Source organism: Mesorhizobium sp. LEGMi-168a, from assembly GCF_058312955.1.
Genome location: NZ_JBZEGV010000024.1, coordinates 49380 through 70482, shown reverse-complemented (window position 1 = coordinate 70482; position 21103 = coordinate 49380). Strand labels below are relative to the sequence as shown.

Here is a 21103-nt window from a genome sequence, read left to right as displayed (position 1 = left end):
ACTGTGGTGGGCACGGTCATCCAATTGAGCTACGCTGCGCAATCGAGCTCCGCAGAAAGTGGCCGTAGTTTCGCCAGGTGCGTCCAGCGGCCCAACTTCGCTGCTTGGGAGCACGCGTTTCTTGTGATGGCGCTCGTTGCCATGACCACACCGATCATCCTGTCTTGGCCGTTGCAAAGCCTCTTGGAGGCGGTGACGCGGGCGGTGCTGCAACCTGGCGACCGGCCTCACATCGATTTCTCGCGACCGATCGGCGAGGCCGGACTGGTATCGCCGGACTCCATGTCGTGGCGCGTGTTCAAGAACCCGCTTTCGCTGTTCATCGGCGGTGTCGCCGCCGTGATCTTGGAGCTTGCAGAACCGCGCGTGCGCTCTGGCGTATGGGAGCATACGTCTTTCCGCTTGGATCCAATTCGGCGGCTGCACAGCACGGGGCTCGCTGCAATGGTAACTGTCTACGGTCCCCGCACAATGGCCGAGGCCATGATCGCCGGCGTTCGGCGGATACACGATCGGGTTGAAGGCGTGACATTGTCAGGCGAGACGTATTGCGCCAATGACCCCGACCTTCTGAACTGGGTTCAGGCCACGGCGGCGTACGGCTTTGTCCAAGCGTATCACGTCTATGTGCAGCAGCTCTCCGCATCGGAGCGCGACCGCTGTTATGCCGAGGGCGTTCCGGCCGCGCGCCTTTTCGGCGCAACAGGCGCACCTGTATCGGAAGCCGAGCTTGAAGCGCTGTTCCATGCGACAGCCGGACGGCTGGAGCGCTCGGCCATCGTGTTCGAATTCCTCTCGATCATGCGTTCGGCGCCTATCCTGCCGCTGCCGCTGAGGCCGGCACAGCACCTGCTGGTAGCGGCGGCCGTCGATCTGGTGCCTTGTCGGGTGCAGGCGCAGTTGAGGCTCACTGGGCACGGCTTGCACACTTGGGAAGCCCAGGTAGTGCGGCAGGCAGGGGCTTTGGCGGATCGCCTCGTCATGGAAACCAACCCGGCCGTTCAGGCCTGCCGGCGGATGCGCCTTCCGGCCGACTATTTGTATGTCCATCGCAGCGCAGTCGGCACCCGTCCATGATTGTCTTGTTCACGGATTTCGGATTGCACGGCCCCTACACGGGTCAGATGAAGGCCGTATTGCATCAAATGGCGCCGGGCATCCCCGCGATCGACCTCTTCTCCGATGCGCCGGTTGGCAATCCCAAGGCGTCGGCCTACCTGCTGGCGGTCTACGCGGAGTGGTTTCCTGCGGGAACCGTCTTTCTCTGTGTCGTCGATCCAGGCGTCGGAGGGACGCGCCCGTCCGTCATCGTCGAGGCCGACGGTCGCTGGTATGTCGGCCCCGGCAACGGCCTGTTCGAGCTGATCCAGCGCCGCGCGGCCGACACGCTCAGCTGGGATATCGACTGGAAGCCGGAGCGCCTGTCTGCCAGCTTCCACGGGCGTGACCTGTTTGCCCCGGTCGCGGCCATGCTGGCACGCGGTGAGCGACCGCCCGGCAGGCCGCGCCTGGATGAAGCAGATCGCCGTAGAGACTGGCCGGAGGACCTTGCCGAGATCATCTATATCGACCATTTCGGCAATGCCATGACCGGCCTGAGGGCGGCCAAGCTGCCGGCAGGCGCGAGGCTCGGCGCAGCAGATCGTGTGCTGGAGGCCGCGACGACCTTCAGCGATCAGCCGCCAGGCTCGGCTTTTTGGTACGAGAACTCGAACGGGCTTGCCGAGATTGCCGTCAATCAAGGGCGCGCCGACGGCGAGCTCGGTCTCGCGATCGGCAGTCCCGTGGAGATCGTCCTTTGAACGAAACCGGTTGTTCGTCACAGCGTTGATCTATTGCGATGCGCAAATCAGCGAAACGAGGCCCGGGCGCCGATCTGCCGAAGCTGCAAAAGGGTGATAACAAGGCGCGGGCGACGACCGGCAACAAGCGCCTTGCCGAGCAGATTCGCAAGGTTCTGGCCAAGCACTATGCGAGCAAATACCGGGTGAGGTGAAAAACGCAATCGCTACGCCCGGAATGAGCAAGAAGGGAGGTTGTCATGACCAATGGTATTGCTCAGAAAACCTGTACGCCCTGCCGCGGCGGCGTCGCGCCGCTAACCAAGGAGGCAGCCGAGGGCTACCTGCCCCAGACCCCTGGCTGGGAACTGGAGGAGGCGCACCTGCTGCGCCGTAAATTCAAATTTGCGGACTTCCGTCAATCGCTCAGCTTCATCGACAAAGTTGCCCGATTGGCGGAAGAAGAAGGGCATCATCCCGACATCTGCTTCGGCTGGGGTTATGCGGCAATCTCGCTGCAGACGCACAAGATCAAGGGATTGCACGAGAACGACTTCATCATGGCCGCGAAGATCAACCTGCTCGCCGGTTCGTAGAGAGGCACTCGGTACCCAACAACCGGAACGGGTCCAAAAGTTCGCAGTCATGATTGGCCGGTCAGCGCGCGAAGCAGACGCCTTTGTGCACGCTGTTCTACGCAATAGCCCTCCCCCATTTGAAAGGATTTTACTTCCTGAGGGACGTGGTCGCAGATCAGACTTGCCACATGGAGAATGCCAGCTCAGCGGAGGTCGGATACCGGCACGAAACCAGTTTATACGACGGCGAAAATCGCCGCCGAAACTACGCTATTGCCGCCGTTTTCCCTACTCCCACTCGATCATTAACTCAAATGATAATTGTCTGATTTTATTATCAAAAAATTTTCTCTCTAGGCTCTCATACCGTCATTCATACCGTCAGATTCCTACGCTGTTGAAATGGTTCGAACAATGTAGTCGCCGTCGCCGCATGCATCTTTCTGACTACATCGTATGAATGCATAAGGTTCGCTGACCTGGCGATGATCGGTAATACCGCGAGGGCCCAGCATGTTTAAGGCCAGCCTCGCGCAGAGCCGCGCAGAGAGATGGTCCACCACAAATCCGCTGCACTTTACCCAAGCGCGCGCGCTCTATGAGCCGGCCAGTTCGATCGAGTCGATACTGAGCGAGGAGACGCTCACACTGCATCTCTGGAACGAGGCCCTACGTGATGTGAGACGCACCTCCCCGCCTTCTGGTTCGCCTCCAGCGAAGCTCAATGCTCAGTTCGGCGTCTGAACGGCCCTGTCCGCGGTGCCGTGCAGCTTTGATCCTGTCACGGACGATTTTTTCGTTCCCTTCGGCGCGGCTCGAATCTGCTGGCGCATGCCAAATATGCAGGACTTCTGTAGCCCAGCTGCCCGACCGCCGGATTACACCCTTGTCCTGTAGTCGAAAGACGAAGTCGATGTCCTCTGAGCCCCAGCCTACAAAGCCTTCGTCGAAGCCGCCGACCGCAACTGCATCGTCTTTCCAGCAGGCGAGATTGCAACCTTTTATTCGCCGCGAAACAAATGACCGATAGTCCCGCAGGTGACTCAAGGGCATGCGCACGAAGAGTGCGGTGAGCTTGGAGATTTCACCGGTGAGCCGATACCACAGAACGCTGCGGCGGAAGGCATGATAATTCCACTCGCCCTTGACCAGGAGCGTCCTGCTAAGCTTGCGCCCAAGCAAAATGCGGCCTCCAGTGACTAGGCGATTAGACTCGGCCAAAGCGCGATGCCGCGAAACGAAGTCCGGTTGGAGGATGCAGTCCCCGTCGACGAAAATTAGGTAGACACCGCGCGCTTTAGCCATGGCCTTGTTGAGTACTGCGCTACGACGGAAGCCAATATCCTCTTGCCATACATGCATGACTGGGAGCCGCGCCAAGCTAGCGTAGGCCGCGATCACTTCGGATGTGGCTAGGCCGGATCCGTCATCGGCAACAATAATCTCGAAGCGACGATCCGTCTGGCTGGAGAGCGATTGCAAGGTCAAGCACAACGCTTCTGGCCAATTGTAGGTCGTCACAATCACAGAAATTAAAGGCGCTTTCGACACGGTCACGGCAGCGCGGTATTGCCTGGGCACCGAAGCACCGAAGTCTCCCTGCTTGCAAATCATATGGATGGGCATTGTTCCATGCAGCAGCCCAAGCTGGGTGGGTTGAACCTCCTAATAAGGCCTGGCAACGCCTCTTCGATTGGGGGTGCCGGACTTAATGCCGGATCGGCTTCGATCCGTAAAATTGATTGTTTGGATATAAACAATTCACGTTATAGATGCATTATATGATCAAGAGCCCGTCACAAGCGTCCGGCGAGCAGCCCGTCCTTTTCTGATACGCGGGACATCGAACCAATGCTTTGCAATCACACTTATGGTGAGTCGAGTCGGAACCGGAATTCATTCCGCTCATGCTGGCGGAATTTCTCGAAAGCGACTGAGCGTTTGTCAAAGGAAGGAAAAATGCCCCCCGGCACCAATCGGGCTCAGCTCCTGATTGGAAAACAGAGTAGTCAAGGCAGGCGAGGGTTCATCTTGCGAGGGCTCGGTTTCTTTTCGGTGATGCGATGGCCGGCCCGGTTGCGTTGCGCAGCGGGTTGCCTTGACTAGGCTGCTCTCGTCGTCTCCGAGGCTCAATTCCGTGCCGACGCCCGGCAATGTTCACCGCAGCGCCCTGATGAGCTGCAACGCATGGAAATGCACCTTGTCCTCGAGTCCCGTAGGGGGTGAGGCTTCCAAGGAAAACCAATGGCTTAGCGGATGGTTAGCCAGCCCATATCTTTCGTATGAATCTCGTATGGTGGCGAACCTGTGGGCGAAAGTTCCGAATCTAGATGAAAAAAATGCTTTGTTCATTCAGTTCAGTTCGAGGGATTCTTGGTACCGTTGGCTGGGATCGTTAGTCTACGTAAATCATTGTTTTTGCTTGTTTTTTTCAATTTCGACAGCGTCGTTTGTATCACAATAGGTGTCACAAAATGTAGCACAAGTTTGCAGACGCGCCCCAGCCCATGCCATGGGAGGCGCTATGTAGAGACGATCTTCGCGAATGTCGATTCTGCCACCATTCTACTTTTGCAGGGAAGGCGTATCGGGAATGTGGGAACTGCCCGTCAGGATTGAAATTCCGAAGGCCAGCAAAGCCGCGGCTGGAAAGGCTCGGCAGACGATGCATCAGCACTTGCGCCGGCGTTAACGCTGGGACGCGGAGACAGCGGCTCAGCCCAATCGATTCTTCCACGTAGTATCCAAAGATGGGCACTGCTTTGTCTTTGGAAACCTAAAAGAAGGATAAAGGGTAGGCTTGCCGTTGTCCACGGATAGCTCCCGCACGGAGCTGCCGGACCGCATAAGGTTGACGTCTATCGTGTCACCACAACCGCATAGGCACTTCAAGATCGCCCATATCGGTCCTTGCCAACCACCTACATCGCGCGACCTAGCCTATTCGGAAGTTCGGAACGGCCCCAACACGGATAAAGTGTCAATGCGAGCAGCTAAACCAAAAGCACACTCGGACCGGGAAGCGATTGCTACTCCTCCTCATCCACACGCGAGGTAATCGATGCAATGATCCTGTCCAGACGGTGCAGTGAGTGGCTGACGGTGTGATCGGTGGCAGGCCGTCGGGGCCATCAAGTTTCCGGTTTGACATGTTGATCCTCCCAAAGTTGTTTTTTTCGTCTAGCGCGTACCAAACTGGCTTTTGCGCGTTTGCGCCGCCGAGTGCGGTCAGTCTTAAGAACGTCGACGCCAGAACGCGCTATCTTTCCATCGACTTTCGCGCCGGTATTGAGCGAGCCGAGCGGTTCGAAACTTCTCAAATTCCGCTTCTACGAGGCGTGAATATTCGGCTGCGGTCGCACCGCCTATAAGACCTTCTGCATGGACTGCCTCGGCAGCCGCAACACCCGCGGCCAGCGCTGTAGTTATTCCTTGTCCTGAGCAGGGATCAAAGCAACGGGCTGCATCGCCAACGGATAGCCAACCTGGTCCCACGGTTCTTGTGAGCCGTCCACTTGAAGCTCCGATAACCTGAACGGGTGAGAGGTCGTGCGCCGCCGCTGCCAACCCTGATATCAGTTTGGTTTCACGCAACGCGTTCTCCCAGTCGCTCTGGCGACGAGCCACCAAGTCTGCGTCTGTGAAGAAGGCTAGAACAAGTCGGCCGGCGGGCAAGCCGGCCGCATACCACCAACCGTACTCGGAAGCCTCAATGTACGTGCGATCATCAGCGGACAGCAAAGTTCCGAATTTGACAAGCGCGATCATGCGATCAATCAAATGCCGTTTTACTCCTTGCTGCCGAGCAAACCAACTTGCCCTACCTGTTGCATCGACAATCCAGGTCGCCGCGAAGGGTTCGCTATCCAGGCCGGTGCTTATCTCCCAGAGGCCTTGGCTATTGCGGCGAGATCCTTTCGGTACGACGTCACGATACACCTCGACCCCAGCGACCCCTGCTGCCTCAATCACCATCTCGTCAAAGCGCCGCCGGTCAAGATGCCAGCCCATACCGTAGGGATCGACGATGAATTCGTTCTCATATGGCCTTGCATCGCCCCAAACAACCACAGTGCTTGGCGCCGGCCTGTGCTTGGCAGCCACAAAGCTATTCCACAGGTCTAGTTGGGCCAGGGGTCTCTTGATTGACGGCGGAACCGTTTCTCCCACCCAAGGCCCAAGGCGACGAGGCCCGGTCAGCACCGCCACATTAAGCCCTCGCCGGGCCAGCGCCAAACTGGTGGCCGCGCCCGCCGGGCCACTTCCCAGGACGATGGCCTCGTAGATCTTGCGCCGGCGGTTCTGCGGACCCGTCATACGATACGGGCGGCCCGGCTTGCCCACGTTCTAGCCCACGAGTTGGGGGTTACGAGGGAAAAGCGGATCTCGATCCGCCTCGACAAAGACCGTCGATCCGCCAGCCTTCTCCGGAACTATGAAGCCCAATCGCAGGACGTTATCGACCATACCTTGATGATCGCCCTCGGGTATCGGATCTTCCCATGCGGCTTGGCTGGCCGGAACGTCGTTGGCGTTGATCATAGCGATGTCTGGTCGTTGGGACGGCCACCAGACACCCCCGTCGCAGTCCCGAAAATCAGCTTGCCATGGCACGGCCATGATTTCGGTAACGCAACCTGGATACACTTTTCCAAGGTTCGTCGGATCCAATCGGAACGGGCGGGCATAAATGTCTTTGTCCCGAAGGTTGATACTCCCCTCGATCCCCGGGAAGAAGTTGTTTCCAACGCATGCATCGAGCGCCGCCCGATCGAGTTCATCCGGCAAACTGATGGGAGGATCCGGGTCATTGAGATCCGAAATGAAGTCGCCTTCAATCCATTGCGCGACATGCTTGGCCATGAATGTCGGCATCACGAAATCTCTCAAGCCAGGAGCCTGCAGCCTCTTGCCTGTCTTTGATCTAAGATCGGCAGACGCGGCGCCGGTGCTGGCAAGTGCGCTCCAATCCGGTGAAGCAAGATCGCTCCAGCGGTTGAAGCGGTTGACCCAGCGCAAATCTGCGGCTCGCTCGATAAGTGGCTTGATGTTTCGCCGAAATGATGGTTTTGGCGCTGGTTTCAATGCGCCTTTGTCGACCGCGGCCTGGAATGCGACGTCATAGAGGGTCACTATCGAGTTGATCAGAGGTGCGAAATCGGGGGGTGCAACGACGACCCACGACGGATAGTGGACAGCAACTGGTTCCTGACCGGGTAACGTGACAACCGCAGTGACTGGTCCATCGGAAACATCATCATGCCAGCGATCATTATTCGCGAAATCCGGCAAATCTTCTCCGGGCGGCACAGATGCACTTGTGCCCCGCCCTCCTAGCACCATCAGGCGACCCAAACCATCAGTTCTTAGCTCACCCAAGTACACGGGTGCGCCTAAAAATCCCCCATTGAACGCTTGCGCATCTTGTGATCGACCAGAAATGCTGACTGGTTGCGGATTGCGAATGACAAGACTGTCGCGGTCGGTGATGTCGGTGTTCCGCGGCATCGCCGGATGCGTAGGACTAGGGTTGTGGTCGAGGGCAGCCTTTCGGTTGACAAGGTCGACACGCCACTCGATTTGCGCCTCGTCCGCTGTGACCTCGCCAACGAGTTGCAGGGCGCCACTGGGATCCTGCTGATATCGAAACACTCTGAAGCGCGCTGCCTGCCTTTTGATCCTGCCACCTTCCTTGTACCGGGCAATGGGACTTTCCAATCCGTCGGCACCAATCTCCTTGCCAGGAGCCCCTGGAATTTCCGGCCCCACAAAAAACTTATCAGGATGATTGCCAATTCGCGCGACGCCGATAGCCGGATGAATTTTGTAGACTATACCCATAGCTTTCGCCTCCCATACCTAACGAATGTCTAGCTCGCGGTCGTTCCGCCAAGGCGCTATCCAAGCTTTTGGTGGACGGCGGTATCTATCGCGCCGATCACCGTTAGAATGCCCTTTTGCTTGGGTGTTGGATTGAAGCCGCTTTCGATCTGAGCTCTTATTGCCGAAGATCGGTCTATGCGCTGGCGAAGGAACTGGAGTTGTCCGCTCACATCCGCCGGCAGATCTTCCTCGGGCAGCTCGAACGGGAAACCGGCCATCAATCCAGCTTCTCCCTCATCGCTCCCAAGTGGCATTTGTCTCAGTTCCTCGGAAATTGGCTTCACGGAAGCCAGCATTTCGCGAAACGCCCATGAAAAGAAGTCTTTGCGCATCGCCGTTGTCCCCGGCGCGCTTCCGGTCGATCCTAATGACATGGACTGGGCGATATCCACCAAGAGTATTTGGTAACGCACGTTCGCCAATTCTGCCCAAGCTAGGGTTTTTGGTTCGGTAATTGTCGCCACCCCGCTTAACCCCGTGCGAGGGTCATCAGCTTGATTGCGTACCAGGACTGGCGCGCCGGGCTGGGCAAGCACCGCTTTAAGTTCGCGATATATGCGCAGAAATTTCTCAAAATGCGTGACCCCCGCATCCCCGACGGGCCCCTCTCCCTGCAGCGCGACAGAGTAGATGGCTTGGCGGGCAGTTGGTTTATCCTGCACCTGAAGCACGTATATGGCAGTATCGGGAGGTTCATCACCGCCCTGTCCACGCCATTCCGTTGGATTTGCTTGGCGGTCTTGGTTTAAGCCCATCTTGCTCGGGTCAACGTGCCATTTCGGCCAGTCTGGAAATGGGTTCTCCAGCGTCAGCCACGGTTCTTGCGGATGATCATCATCCTGAAACAGATAGTACAAACGCTCGTAGATCAGTCCTGCTCTGGTAACACTGCCGATTGCAATCTCGGCATCACGGAGAGCTTCATCGAAGACGGCCTGGTCGCCGGCTTCCACCGTGCGAGGTGCTTCCGCACAAACATATTTTGCTACGGTCGCCAAACGCACTGGTTGGAGACTAAAGGGGAAAGGGTACAGCGGCGAAGTCAGTGGCAGGTTTTCTCGGTCGACATGAGGTCTGGCGCCCAGGCTTAACAACAAGTTCTGTACCGTGATTAAATGGCCCATTTCTTGTTTTGCGATGGTGCGTATTAGGTCGTACCAATCGTCGGTCTGAATAGGATGGTCGAAACCTGGAACTTCTATTGCGACACCAGCAAGGAGGGACGACGCGCTGAAAAGGTATTGTACCATCAACGACCCTTCAACTTCCGCCGCAACCCGCAACAGCGCTATTGCCTCCTCTTCGGCACTGCTGGGTGGCGGGTCAAGTTGTGGGCTACCGGTCACAAAGGCGAGTGTTGCAGGCCCGTGCTCAACTGGCAGGCTAACTCGATGTTTGGGCCGACGTTGCGGTTTGACGTTTAGTCCGGGAGGACCCTGATGTCTAGCCCAACTAATGTCGCGTAGCCTGCCTCGCTTCACGTTGCTGCTTCCAAATAACGGCAGCGCAACTCAAAGCGGCGGAGCAAGACCTCATTCAGTCGGTAGTCGTAGAGGAGTTTGTTCCGCGCATTGACGACACGTGCAGTTGTCATACCGAGCCCCCCATCCTTCTGAAGGATAGTTGCAGGCTCGCTAAAATACGTCACCTGTCCGATCGGACAGTTGACTGGGATCGATGCCACGCGAGAATCCAGCAAGTTCCCTTTGCACTAACTGCATTGCCAGGTGCCGCGGCGAGTTCCACTCGAATTCCGGGGATCTCAACGCCTTATTTAGAGCAGCATATCCGCTGAACAGATGATTGAGCGACCAGAATTCCGACCATCGTAAGGAGGCAACCGATGACCAAGAAGCCAAGAAAGACTGCGAGCAAGTCCGACAAGGGAGAGGCCAAATCAACCAAGAAGATAACCGGGCCAAAGGCCAAAGAAGCGCTTTTGGCCGGTGCGCCGCAGACCAGCTTCGGCGATATTCAGAACCTACTCGACACTCTCGTGCCCCCCATTGATGTAAACATAAATGGCGCGCCGCATAAACGATTTTGGCGGAGGCCTCCGACCGACACGCGCGGCGGCTTCGTCAACTTTGACACATCTCATTGGGGGCAGGTTGGAGTGCTTGTCACTCCGGGGCATCCGGAAACCTCGAATTTGTATCTGGCTTTAGCGGGCCAGCCGCCATTTGACGGTTCAGCTCAGAGCCAAATGCCCGACATTGATTCCGACCCGCTGGCAACGCTGGCGAACAAAGACCAACTCGCAACCGTAGCGACCTGGATAACGAACGGAGCACCCGCGTAATTCAAGATCCAGGCACTCGGTTGCAAAACAGCCGAGTTCGATTGAATGCCTATTAGCACTCGCCAGAACGTTGGGGCGGCGCCGGCTGGTGAAACAATATCTTGGGATAGCCCCGCCCAACCGGAGGAGTTCTCTCATGCGACATACCTTGCATTTGTTGCCGGCTATTTTTTCCTTTTGTGTGGGGACTCTCTTGCCGCTGGGAGAGTCTCGCGCGCAGGTTCTGCCGGCGGACGCGAAGCCCACATGCGTCGTCGATCCCGCGATGTTCAAATCATGGTTTGATTCCGGCTCTGTTAGCCTTGACGGCACAGTGGGGCCCGCTGACAGCGTCAACTTTCCGGATACGCCGAATTGCAGCTTTTACCAATGGTCTGAGCGGATGTTTCTATTTCTCTCATCGCCGACCACAGCCCGCTTCGGCGGCACTGCAAAGGTCTTCGAATCGCCCGCATTCTTCGATGTTTCGCCGCCCGATAGCGGCAACCGCAGAAATTTCATCCCGCACTCCTCGACGCCCCTAAGCATTGCCAGCATTCGGACCCCACAAAATGGCCCCAACGATCTACCGGTGGTTATGTCGAACACTGGCGATCTATTCGAAGTGGTCACACCACCTGCAGGACCAAAGGGAGGACCTTTGATCCAGGATTTGAGCGGTAAAGTTAGCGAGTTGTCACGCATGGAGGTTGTTGGCGGACAAACTAAGCCCAATTTGTTCGACACGAGCGGCAAAGAAATCGAGGCGTTTCCCAACCTTCCCGCTGCTGCAGCCGGACCCGCCGTGGACAGAGCGCAGGTCGGCATTGCGCGAAAATTGAGTATTGGCGGAAAGGACTTGTTGGTTGACGCCGCGGGCGACGTGATCCAGACGGAAGTTGGTCAGGCCAATAGCGACGGTGTCCTGATCTCGCAAAACAATTCGCTGGTCTACTACGTAACCACCGTCAACGACGTGTTCGCCTACATGGTAACGGGAGCCGCAAACGGCGGAATTAGTCCACCACCAACGCAATTTCCTGTAACGCAAGGCGATTTGGACAAGATCGCGGCATTCGCCATAGCAAATCAGAAGACCATTATCGCACCAGAGACGCTGGCCATCGAGCTTAAGACGTCATGGGTCGAGGCAAGTTCAATACCCGACGCAAAAAAATACATTACCATGGATGCGACAGTGCCGACGTTTGATACGTCCGACCCGAAGAAATGGAAGCCGATCGGTCACAAGACCGTTCCGCTTGCCATGGTCGGAATGCATATTGTCGGCAGCGCAAAGGGCCATCCTGAGATGATCTGGGCGACTTTTGAGCATATCGACAACGTGCCGACGGGTGCTTACACGTACCTCGACGCTGCCGGCAACACGAAATCCGTGGCCCAGCCGAGTTCAGGACCATGGCAATTCAGCGCCGACAATCCAGCTGACGTTTTCAACGCCCTAAAGGCCCAATTTGATTCGGGAAATATCGTTCCAGGGGATGATCCGTCAGGCATTGCGCCGAGCAACACCATCCGCTGGAAAACTTGGGGGGCGGTGTCCGGCGTTTCTCCGAACCCAATCGACGGATCCGACACTGCCTCAAACACCGAGATCATCGCGATCAACAACAGCGTGCAGAGCCAATTGGCTACAGGTGATGTTCGCGCTAACTACGTCTTCGTCGGTGCGACGTGGACGATCGGCGGTGCTTCGCCGACGGCCACGAACCAGGTGGGTACAAGCATGCTGGCCAACAGCACGATGGAAACCTACCAGCAAGGAACAAGTGCCGGTGATAGGGGATCGAACTGCTTCTCCTGCCATAGAAGCAACCAGACCGGAGTAAGCCACGTGTACAAAGCGTTGAATCCCTTATTCTGACTTGAGATCAAGTAGGCAGTTGAACCCCCAAGCACGTTTTGATGTGGGCGCCAACGGACCGGCGCTCACACTTTTCCAGCTAGGCCGCCGCCGGCTATGCCGACCTGGTGCCCCAAACTTGGGCAGTCCCCCTTGTCGCCAACTTCGGCAATAAAGACTCGAATGTGGCAAGCCTTAGCTTGTAGCCAGCGGAACGGCAGCTCCCGCCGTAATCCAATCCGACAGCAGTTGAATGTCCGACTGACTAATCACTCCTTGCATGGGGCCGGTTCCAATGATCGCGACCAAAAACATGCTCCTGTCCGGCTCGCCGGGAATGACCCAGCCGCCACGGACAAGCGCCGCCATCAATTCCACCGGAGAGTCAAACAGCGCCTTGAGCTTCACGGGTTCGCCTTTTTCGTTAGGGAGCACAAGATCCTCATGCGCACGTTTGGCGCGAGAGGCGAAACGATTGATCAGATCTCGAACTTGCAATCCGAGTTCGTCAGGGGTGGCGCGTGCCGGCCGAACCGCCATACCGGTTGTCACCTGGCCATCAATGAAAATGCGGTACATAAAATGCCCTGTTCCGGCATCTACACCGTCGTCATTTTTGAAATTCCAAGAAACCGTTCGCGACCCTGGCTTTGGTGATTGCTCGTTGGCCACCACCTTCACCAATGTCTGCCGCGGATCGAAGACGGTGACCGTGAGTTGCTTCGCACCTTCAGGGATCTGGGCTGCAATATCCAGGCTTTCCCAAGCCTGTGCGATAGCCGGTTCGACGACCATCGGCGCGGCAGCCAGGGCTGCTGCATCTGCGTTTAGCATACATCGATAGATCGTACCCCCGGACGCGTACGCAACGATCGGCTTTGTCTTGGTGAAACGAAAGCGGTTGATAAATCGACCCACGCCGTTGGCGTCGAACCACGTTGCGCCGCCGTCTGTCGTTCCGCTTGTCGTCCCATCAGGGCTACCCGACATGAACCCGTGACCCCAGCCGCCGACCCACCCCACTTGGTCATCAAAAAAGCCGATGCCCTCCAGTTCAACATTCCGCTGTGGATCGTTGATCGTGATGCGCTTCCAGGTCTCGCCACCGTCGGTGGTCTTCAAAATGGCCGCGGCGGCGTCATTTTCAAGTGACACGAACCCGACTTGTGGATTGAGGAACTGGATCTTCCAACCCCATTCGCCCGTTGGGAAGTCGATTCCGGAATTCTCGAGTTTGTTTTCCCACGTCTTGCCACCATCGGAGGTGAACATGACTACTGGCTTCAACTGGTCGTAAGTTGTTCCCCCCTTGCCGCCGACCACCCAGCCGCGCAGATCGTCGACAAAATAGGTATCGATCAGCAAGTTGGCGTGCGCTGCCATGGAGATCGAATTCCAAGTCTGGCCGCCATCGGTCGTATGCATGACTGCTGCCTCGCGATTTGGATATTGCGTACCGGAGGCAAAAACCACGCCCTTGGATGGCGAGGATATCCCACAAATCGCGCTAGGTAGTGGCGGTAGCCGATTGGTCATATCGATCCAGGTCTTACCGTCCTCTGTCTTCCACAAGCGCTGCCGTCGCGTGATTGAGCCTACCCAACCGTCGGTCGCGCTGGTAAAGCTCATGCAACGAAGCCAAGTGTCGGCGTCGACAGTGTGCTGAACCGTCCAAGTCGCGCCGGCATCTTCGGTATGTACGATTTGACCCGCACTGTTCACGCCCCAGCCGGTCTCCGGTGTTATGAACCAAATATCATCATAGCGTGTCTGGAGCGGAGCGTTCGTAGGACGCCAATCAAAGGCCATTTATCTTCTCCGAGCAAAGTGGTTACCTAATCGGTTCCAGCTTTGTGTTGAAAGGAACGGAGTCCGCTGAGATTGACGACAGCGTTGCTGTTCTTGCGCTGCGTGGACGACATGAGCGGCAATCATGCGCAATCCCCCCGGCTGTTGTCAGAATAGTTGCAGCGCGCCTGAAATACGTCACCTGTCCAATCGGACAGTTGACGCAATCGCAACGTTGAGCCCGTTGCAAGTTACCCTTGGCCTGTATGCGCTCGGGATGCCGGCCCTTGTGCCATTCCCCCATGACGATGGAATTCTGCGCGCAGCGTGGGAGTGACATTGTGTTGTAACCGGTGATGCAGATGTTGCAGCCGATTCATTCGCGGATAGCCACGCCGGGTCTGAAAGCATGAAAGAGGCGGAACGAACCAGAGTTGCTAAGCACATTCCGGTATTTATTCCGATTTTTGATCTTCCTGCATCGTGAGCGAAAACGCGGCGCGAACAGCAAAGGTGTTTCCCCATTTCAATTCCATATGACTTGGGTCACTGGCTTGAATGAGCGTTAGGAGCCACTCCATCGCTGATCGCATTGCTATCGGAATGCTATCAAGGTCGACATAGGCGTGCTTCACGATAAAGACGTGTTCCGACACCCATTTCATGGTGCACGTGTCTAGAACAATGGTCGGCACGGAAGGCGAGCCAGGTTGGCTAAGCGAAAGGGTGTAGGCGGTCATGCCATTGGCCCAACTGAATGCGCCGAGGAGTGGATAGTCGATCTCAACGTTGTCGGCGAACTCTCCTCGCATGTGCTCGAGATAGTGGCGAGCCGGCTCGACCGTCTTCAGAGCAGTCTCCAACGCTCGCATCTCTGGAGCACGCTTACTGATGAATGGCATAAATCGAAAGCATTCGAGAAATCGATAGGAGAAGTCGACAAATGAAACGGCACGAACTAGCGGAGCGACTGCTCGCTTTCCGATATCTTTACCTTCGTTGATGTCACTCTCGAAGCCATGGAGTTCTTGCTTGATCTGAAGTGAAAGCTCTTCCACGACGAGGAGCGAGCGTTTAGCGGTTTCGAATAACAGGCCAAGTTGCCTCTCCAATCTCGCCTTCTTTTCTAGATCCATGACCATATCAAAACATATGCGCTCGCAGTCAGCCAAGTTACCTGTGGTAGACCATCGCCCTGATCATCCAGCACTATCAGAGTCGAGAGAAAGGCCACGGGTGCGCGCTCGGACTTAGGGTATCTGCCTCGTAAGTCCCGCTGCCAGCCTGCTCTGAAAACGCTGTTCTGCCAACCAGTCTCGCATGCCGCGGCCCCAAAGCCCAAACAACCCGGGGGTGACATCTGCAAGCTCAATTCGCCAAGCTCGCAGGTTTGGTGGGATCGCAGCGAGCTGAGTTATGAAAGCTGCCTTTTGCCGGGCCTGCTCTTGGATTGAGCTGAAGCCTTCAATGGGAAACTGATCATGCTTCTGTGGGAGAGTGGCTGCAATCTCGGCAATGGATGCGTTAAAAGGGGCACAGTCCGCAGCGTCCGAGCGGATGTCGGCTTCGACGCTTGTTAGTAGCGGTATTACCTCGGCGGTCGGGGCCTGCATCGCAAGCACACAGGCTGCCGCTCGCCGTTGCTCAGGGGTCCCTTTCAACATCGCGGCGACCTGTTCCTTCGTCGCTGTCTGAAGTGGAACCCTACCAAGCAAGCTCGTATAAAAGATATCGCTCCGGCCGATCCGATCAACCAAAGCAGCTACTATCTTGCCATTGCTCCGACGCTCGTGCTCAACATAAGCGCGCCGCAGGTCGATATCGTTTGCATCGAGGTGGTTCCCAAAGAATTCAGTGTCGTCACCCCAAGCAACCAGCAAATCCAAGAGAGCCGCTCGCTGACGGGGATCGACAGTAAGTGCAGCGACAGCGCTCACATTTTTGAGGTCCGGCTTCACGACGATTGCGATGAGAGGCAAAAATGACCCCAGATCGACATGTCCATCACCAAAGAGATTTGTGAACTGTTGAGACGGTTTCCCGTCCTGTTGTAGCGCGACCTGTATGAACCTCTGAATATTGTTCCACTTGATCATCAAATTCGTGCCTGGGCAGTGACGAGCAGTGGCCAGTAATGCCGGGACGAGGGATAGCGGTTGAGGATGGGCTAGCACATCAGCCCAAAGCGGATCGCATGGCGCGTCGGGGAGATAGGCCTGGAGCAGTATCCAGCGCCAGTCGCTTGGATCATCCGGCTTCAGCTGTTTGGTGCCGCCCCGATCATCATCCGGTTTGAGGGCCTTCCTCCATTGGATAAACCCCGCCAAGGCGCTTGCCTCAGACAGTTGCAGCCTCCCGACCATCGCGGTTATGGCGCCCTCATCGAGCCGGCAGCCAGTGCGGACGGCAGCATCGAGAACAAGCGACACGGAGGCCAGTCCTTTTTTCGCGCCCGCAAGGGCTTTCAAATAGCTCTCAATTTCCGGGGTGCAGGGCACATCCAATCGGCGCAGAACATCGTCGTGGGCAAATGCCGTGCCGAGCCCTCGAACGTCGAGGTATGCGAGGGTTGCGCCAACCTTTGGTGAAAGGCGTAACAACGCCCGCAACGCAGCCAGGCGGATCTCGGACCGGTCGTCGTGGGTCCATGTCTTCAACAGCGGGACGTCATCGACGATAGCAACCTCGGTAAAGAGAAGCCGGGCTCCAAATCGGGTCTCGAATGGAACTTTGCGGTCGTTGAAAATATCCATCGTTGATGTGCGAGCCCCAGACCGGTCGCCCGCATCGGCGCTCTGCGCTGCCAGTTGAAGCCGATCAAAGTGCGCCTCTACTAGAGGCGTGACAGGCTTTCCGAGCGGCGTAATGATCGGCAGATTATTCGCTCCACCGGCGAGGCGTTCCGAACCGTAGGAAAAATTCCAGAGCGGGTTGGGGTACCCGGGGAGAGAAAAGCGTGGATGTCCACTGTACGCGACGAGGTGCCCGCCCTCCTCAACCACGTATTGGGTAGCGTCGAGTAAGCCATACCAAGCTATCAAGACAAAGCAAATTGCCCCCACGATGGACACTGCACTAGCGCGAACCATGCGCCTCAATTGTCGGGGGGAGTAACGGGCAGTCGCAAACCGAACTGCGTCAAGCGTCTGGCCACGCATCACGAGGACAAGCGGGTCGCTGATGTACGATCCAGCGAAAACCATATCCTGTTGGGGGAGGTCGGGTAACTCCAATCGCTTTTCAGCGATCCCAGTTTCCAATCCTTGGATCAAGTCTGAGAAATAGATCGCGCCATCCCCGTGACCGACGACTATGGCACCATCAAGAATCTCGACGAGCGTGCGGCCAAAAAGGGTTCCCTTTCCGTCGGCTGTTTCCCAAGATTTCTGTCCGGCCCGCGCCGAGGACAACAGGATGCGAAACTCCCCCGTGCGCAGCTTCGTGAATGCTGCAGGCGCATGCTCGACCACCGCGGCACTGTTGCAGCAGTCTAGTATTGCGAGCACCCCGCGACAGTTTGCAGCATCAATCAGGCCCCCAAGGTCTGTCCCCGAAATCGCGGTTCTGCTGAGATCATTCGGGTCGGCCTCGGTTGTGCAAAGATAGAAGTCGTCCTCCGTTTCCACCCCGTGACCAGCGAAATAGAAGAGGATCGTGTCGCTTGGTCCGCTCTGGTCAATCACGGCTTTCAGCCGATCGCGCACGGCTCCGCTCGTTGCGACCATACCGATCAGTGGCGGGTCGACCAACTCGTCCGGCACCGCACAACCACCTGGGTCCTTGAGAGATCGAGCAATCGCCTCTGCGTCGTTCTCGGGGGACTCGAGCTTCGGTAGCCAATTATCTGGAACGGCACCAACGCCTACCGAAATGACTCGGATGGTCCGGCCGAATTCGGCAGCCGTCGTACGCATCAGAACCAGGATGAAAGGAAACGGCGCCGATTGCTGGAACTTTGACTATCGCGCGCCGCGACCTCCCCGCGTGCGATAGCCGGCGGACCGCCTTGGCCGAGTGTGCTCGTTGCGCCTGCCGCCGAGCAGTACACCAAGAAGCCGTTGATCGCGCCAACGAGGTAGGCAATGAGCCCATCGCCGCCGGATGCGGTCACACCTGCAACAACGATGAGTTGGGCGACCAGCAACCCAAGCCATCTGGGATTGAAGTTAAACGCCTGCTGCAGGCCGTTACAGATGACGAAGGTAGCACCGGTAGCCCCACTCAACGTCAGCATGCTTTGGATGGTGAAGAAATCATTTGGTAACGGCGTACTCATGTCGGCCCCTTTCATTCCGCGCTCCACCTGCGCGGTAAGACATAGCATCTCGCAACTGATATCAGCAGCCCGTAACGCGCTTTCCCCCGGCGGTGCCGCGGCCTCACGCAGGATCTCTCAGATTGACCGCCCAGTCGTAGACGGGAATGCTAATGAGCATGTCTGGTCTCCAGATGAAATGACAGCGTGAACCGCCTTCTCAGCCGAGCCAGCGCACTAGTTCGGACCGGCTTCGGCCATGAGGTTCGCTCGAAAGCCACCAGAACGGTGATACCAACCATCAATGGTACGTGCGCGTTGGGCACGCACAGCGGCAGGAGCATCAGAGTCCAGCAGCTTGCTATGCACCAGCCGGCCAAGCTCGATCCAAATAGGAATGGATCCATGAGAGCGGCCGTGCCGAATACGGAGAGCCGTGGGCGCAGGTGACATCGGCTCACGCATCTCGCCCGTGCAGGACTGATCTGCCATATGAGCGCTACCAAGGAGACCGCAGTGATCAGGAGCAATTCCGACGCCAACAGGTCGCGAAGCGCAAGAGCCAACAGCCTGAGGATCACGCAAACGGCAGTCCAGACGCATAGGTAGCCAGCCACGAATGCAAGGATCGCTTGCCAACGATGTCGTGTCAGGGAACGGTACCATAAGTGCAGAAGTGGCCCTGCGAGCGTCGGCGTCATCATTGCCAACACCATGAGCGCGGCATTGCCGGCGAGTACCCGCCAACCAAGGGTTTCGACCGTGAATTCGATCCTGTCAGCGCTTTGGGCAAAGCTAGAGGAGAGCGACCCTGTGCACAGGAGTGGCAACGACCCATGAGGCTGCTCGGCGTATAGCATGATCAACCAAGCGCATAGGCTGATGCCCCAAAGCAGAGAGCTCAAAGGGCCTAAGCCATGCTCCAAAAGCCACTGCCGCATGATCAACTCGATTGCCGATAGATGCTCACTCTTTTGATCGAGATTCCGCCTTTGCCCAAATTGCTGACAGGCACAAACAGCACCGGCAATTTACTCAGGTCGGCGTTGCCCGACGAATGCAGACGATCGATGGCGTCGGTGATCTCCAAAATTTTTGTCATGCCCGCGCCCCCGTGGGGCTTTGCCAAACTGCTCGCGGCACGCACGCCGAACAACGACACCACGCCTGCTCGATTTTCGGGGTGATTTGACGGGTCAGCGCCTTCAGGTAACCCCACATATACGTCGAAGACTGCTGCATCGTTGTCGCTGGTGATATTCTCGAGGTTGAGAAAAACGCGGTCCGGTTCTGGTACCGCACGCGCCGAAAACTCTTCAACGTTGAAACAGTGGGCCACCCTACGCGCTGTTGGCTTGTCTACCCGCACGGTCGTCGCGGTCGGCCGGTTTGAGATGGTGATCGCCTTCGCGTTGGCTCCGAGCAACTCGACCACAGGTTTCTTGGCCATGACCGCCTCCGGACGGATTGGCAACTCAGCGCCTTTCGAAAGCCGACTAAGCGTCTCTAGCCTGAGGCTGAGCCGCAGCTGCCCAGCTAACGGATCGCTGGTGTCCTCGCAGGCATAGTCGAGCCCAGGCGCAGATATGTCGAGCATATCTTTCGGCGTGAACCGCTTCCGAGTTCCGTCAGGCTGCGGAAGAATGAATTGACGGCGACCGGTCGGACCTTTCAGCCATGAGGCAAGCACGGGATTCTTGTGGGTTTGGTCGCGCTTGAGCCAGACCTCCCATAACCGATCGATATTTGCGTGATGCAGCCAGAAGATGGGGTCGAGGGCTGCCGTGTCAGGCATAGACATGAGCCCATGGAAATGCCAATCGTCAGGGTCTTGGTGCGACTGGACTCCGCCTACCAACCCATGAACTACATCATGCGGCTTCTGCTCCAGGAAGCCCTCGTTCTCGCTGTCCGCGTGGTGCTGGAACGGTGTCCGTACGCCACCAAATCCGGGTGAGCCGTGTAGAATTCCCTCAAACACTTCATCGTTCAACGCGGCAGTGAGATCAACATCAGCCTGCCGGATGATGACGACGCCGTCCCCTTGACCATAGCGCCGTTTGTCGAACAGAGGGTTGTCCCCACCATCGGGCCAAGTGTTCGTTGCAAAAGCCTCGGGAAGGTTTCGCGGGTTGGCAACTGCGCGGCTATTATAGTCCCAGTATGGCAATGCCCAGTCCGTTGGAGCGCCGGGCAACTCCTTGATGGCCGTGCGGACGATAGCCTCGAATGCAGCGAGATAACCGCGATGCCAGGGGATGAAATACCAGCCATGATGCTGACACTGGCCTTGGTCTTGGGTCTCGAATTCCGGAGTCTGTGGAAGTTGTTCTGTCGGCTTCAGCCAGCCGAACTCGCGCCAGATTTCTTCGTCTACACCGTGAATCGCGGCAAGATATCGCCAGCTGGTAATATCTGACATCGGGCGCGCCTGAAGGGCCTGGACACCTCGCGCATACCAGAGCAACGTTGGGTCCCACGGCTGTTGCAAACTCCATACATTCCGACGCATTCGAGGCATGACAACACCTCCTCCTCGCTTGGCTGTGTGCTAGCTCGGCTTGTTATCCGACAGCTCGGGAGCCTGTGCTCCAACTACTCGTGAATATCGCCCAAAATGTCTGCGCCGGTGGCGACCGAGAGGGGCGACTTTCACCATGCTGTCCTCCCACG

At 57.2% G+C, this 21103-nt stretch carries 17 protein-coding genes; 6 read left to right on the top strand and 11 right to left on the bottom strand.

What is annotated here, in order from left to right:
• Nucleotides 1-141 precede the first annotated feature (141 nt).
• Genes AC4FWB_RS25740 through AC4FWB_RS25725 form a run of 4 tightly spaced genes read left to right on the top strand, consistent with a single transcriptional unit; the run spans nt 142 to nt 2377 of the window.
• Nucleotides 142-1077, top strand: a complete 936-nt coding sequence (locus tag AC4FWB_RS25740; protein ID WP_491029045.1) for an oxygenase MpaB family protein — start codon at nt 142-144, stop codon at nt 1075-1077.
• Nucleotides 1074-1802 (top strand): SAM hydrolase/SAM-dependent halogenase family protein, encoded by a 729-nt coding sequence (locus tag AC4FWB_RS25735; RefSeq protein WP_491029044.1) that lies wholly within the window; start codon nt 1074-1076, stop codon nt 1800-1802. The genes AC4FWB_RS25740 and AC4FWB_RS25735 overlap by 4 nt, the downstream gene beginning before the upstream one ends.
• A gap of 38 nt (nt 1803-1840) precedes the next feature.
• On the top strand, nt 1841-1996 hold the full coding sequence (locus tag AC4FWB_RS25730) for a hypothetical protein (protein WP_491029043.1): 156 nt from the start codon (nt 1841-1843) through the stop codon (nt 1994-1996).
• A 45-nt stretch (nt 1997-2041) separates the two neighbouring features.
• Complete coding sequence (locus AC4FWB_RS25725) at nt 2042-2377, top strand: 4a-hydroxytetrahydrobiopterin dehydratase (RefSeq protein ID WP_491029042.1); 336 nt, start codon at nt 2042-2044, stop codon at nt 2375-2377.
• 651 nt (nt 2378-3028) lie between these two features.
• On the opposite strand, the gene AC4FWB_RS25720 is transcribed toward AC4FWB_RS25725, so the two are convergent.
• From AC4FWB_RS25720 to AC4FWB_RS25700, 5 genes are all read right to left on the bottom strand, one after another.
• Nucleotides 3029-3985 (bottom strand): glycosyltransferase family 2 protein, encoded by a 957-nt coding sequence (locus AC4FWB_RS25720; RefSeq protein ID WP_491029041.1) that lies wholly within the window; start codon nt 3983-3985, stop codon nt 3029-3031.
• A 1089-nt stretch (nt 3986-5074) separates the two neighbouring features.
• Nucleotides 5075-5251, bottom strand: a complete 177-nt coding sequence (locus AC4FWB_RS25715) for a ubiquitination-like system serine protease family protein (protein ID WP_491029040.1) — start codon at nt 5249-5251, stop codon at nt 5075-5077.
• A gap of 342 nt (nt 5252-5593) precedes the next feature.
• On the bottom strand, nt 5594-6676 hold the full coding sequence (locus AC4FWB_RS25710; RefSeq protein ID WP_491029039.1) for an NAD(P)/FAD-dependent oxidoreductase: 1083 nt from the start codon (nt 6674-6676) through the stop codon (nt 5594-5596).
• 30 nt (nt 6677-6706) lie between these two features.
• Entirely contained in the window at nt 6707-8200 is a 1494-nt protein-coding gene (locus tag AC4FWB_RS25705) for a LodA/GoxA family CTQ-dependent oxidase (protein WP_491029038.1), read from the bottom strand.
• 56 nt (nt 8201-8256) lie between these two features.
• Nucleotides 8257-9588, bottom strand: coding sequence for a ferritin-like domain-containing protein (locus tag AC4FWB_RS25700; RefSeq protein WP_491029037.1), 1332 nt, complete (start codon nt 9586-9588; stop codon nt 8257-8259).
• A 497-nt stretch (nt 9589-10085) separates the two neighbouring features.
• Here AC4FWB_RS25700 and AC4FWB_RS25695 point away from each other — a divergent pair, with 497 nt between their 5' ends.
• Both AC4FWB_RS25695 and AC4FWB_RS25690 read left to right on the top strand, forming a co-directional pair.
• Nucleotides 10086-10544 carry a hypothetical protein gene (locus AC4FWB_RS25695; RefSeq protein ID WP_491029036.1) on the top strand — a complete coding sequence of 153 codons (459 nt, stop codon included), beginning with the start codon at nt 10086-10088 and terminating at the stop codon, nt 10542-10544.
• 136 nt (nt 10545-10680) lie between these two features.
• On the top strand, nt 10681-12408 hold the full coding sequence (locus tag AC4FWB_RS25690; protein WP_491029035.1) for a hypothetical protein: 1728 nt from the start codon (nt 10681-10683) through the stop codon (nt 12406-12408).
• A gap of 174 nt (nt 12409-12582) precedes the next feature.
• Here the strand turns inward: AC4FWB_RS25690 and AC4FWB_RS25685 are convergent, their stop codons facing one another.
• The 6 genes from AC4FWB_RS25685 to AC4FWB_RS25660 form a co-directional block, all read right to left on the bottom strand.
• Nucleotides 12583-14196 carry a WD40/YVTN/BNR-like repeat-containing protein gene (locus AC4FWB_RS25685; protein ID WP_491029034.1) on the bottom strand — a complete coding sequence of 538 codons (1614 nt, stop codon included), beginning with the start codon at nt 14194-14196 and terminating at the stop codon, nt 12583-12585.
• A 434-nt stretch (nt 14197-14630) separates the two neighbouring features.
• Nucleotides 14631-15311 (bottom strand): hypothetical protein, encoded by a 681-nt coding sequence (locus tag AC4FWB_RS25680; protein WP_491029033.1) that lies wholly within the window; start codon nt 15309-15311, stop codon nt 14631-14633.
• Between the two features lie 114 nt (nt 15312-15425).
• A complete protein-coding gene (locus tag AC4FWB_RS25675; protein ID WP_491029032.1) occupies nt 15426-18089 on the bottom strand; it encodes a caspase family protein in 2664 nt (887 codons plus the stop codon).
• Nucleotides 18089-18466 (bottom strand): hypothetical protein, encoded by a 378-nt coding sequence (locus AC4FWB_RS25670; protein WP_491029031.1) that lies wholly within the window; start codon nt 18464-18466, stop codon nt 18089-18091. The genes AC4FWB_RS25675 and AC4FWB_RS25670 overlap by 1 nt, the downstream gene beginning before the upstream one ends.
• Nucleotides 18467-18600: 134 nt before the next feature.
• Entirely contained in the window at nt 18601-19146 is a 546-nt protein-coding gene (locus tag AC4FWB_RS25665; protein ID WP_491029077.1) for a copper chaperone, read from the bottom strand.
• A 227-nt stretch (nt 19147-19373) separates the two neighbouring features.
• Nucleotides 19374-20852 carry a tyrosinase family protein gene (locus tag AC4FWB_RS25660; protein WP_491029030.1) on the bottom strand — a complete coding sequence of 493 codons (1479 nt, stop codon included), beginning with the start codon at nt 20850-20852 and terminating at the stop codon, nt 19374-19376.
• Nucleotides 20853-21103 lie beyond the last annotated feature (251 nt).

Coding starts and splice junctions, on each gene's coding strand:
- AC4FWB_RS25680 (WP_491029033.1), bottom strand. CDS start 15,311: ATGGATCTAGAAAAGAAGGCGAGATTGGAGAGGCAACTTGGCCTGTTA.
- AC4FWB_RS25725 (WP_491029042.1), top strand. CDS start 2,042: ATGACCAATGGTATTGCTCAGAAAACCTGTACGCCCTGCCGCGGCGGC.
- AC4FWB_RS25740 (WP_491029045.1), top strand. CDS start 142: ATGACCACACCGATCATCCTGTCTTGGCCGTTGCAAAGCCTCTTGGAG.
- AC4FWB_RS25670 (WP_491029031.1), bottom strand. CDS start 18,466: ATGAAAGGGGCCGACATGAGTACGCCGTTACCAAATGATTTCTTCACC.
- AC4FWB_RS25730 (WP_491029043.1), top strand. CDS start 1,841: ATGCGCAAATCAGCGAAACGAGGCCCGGGCGCCGATCTGCCGAAGCTG.
- AC4FWB_RS25705 (WP_491029038.1), bottom strand. CDS start 8,200: ATGGGTATAGTCTACAAAATTCATCCGGCTATCGGCGTCGCGCGAATT.
- AC4FWB_RS25720 (WP_491029041.1), bottom strand. CDS start 3,985: ATGCCCATCCATATGATTTGCAAGCAGGGAGACTTCGGTGCTTCGGTG.
- AC4FWB_RS25690 (WP_491029035.1), top strand. CDS start 10,681: ATGCGACATACCTTGCATTTGTTGCCGGCTATTTTTTCCTTTTGTGTG.
- AC4FWB_RS25685 (WP_491029034.1), bottom strand. CDS start 14,196: ATGGCCTTTGATTGGCGTCCTACGAACGCTCCGCTCCAGACACGCTAT.
- AC4FWB_RS25735 (WP_491029044.1), top strand. CDS start 1,074: ATGATTGTCTTGTTCACGGATTTCGGATTGCACGGCCCCTACACGGGT.
- AC4FWB_RS25665 (WP_491029077.1), bottom strand. CDS start 19,146: ATGGTGTTGGCAATGATGACGCCGACGCTCGCAGGGCCACTTCTGCAC.
- AC4FWB_RS25660 (WP_491029030.1), bottom strand. CDS start 20,852: ATGTCAGATATTACCAGCTGGCGATATCTTGCCGCGATTCACGGTGTA.
- AC4FWB_RS25695 (WP_491029036.1), top strand. CDS start 10,086: ATGACCAAGAAGCCAAGAAAGACTGCGAGCAAGTCCGACAAGGGAGAG.
- AC4FWB_RS25675 (WP_491029032.1), bottom strand. CDS start 18,089: ATGCGTACGACGGCTGCCGAATTCGGCCGGACCATCCGAGTCATTTCG.
- AC4FWB_RS25710 (WP_491029039.1), bottom strand. CDS start 6,676: ATGACGGGTCCGCAGAACCGCCGGCGCAAGATCTACGAGGCCATCGTC.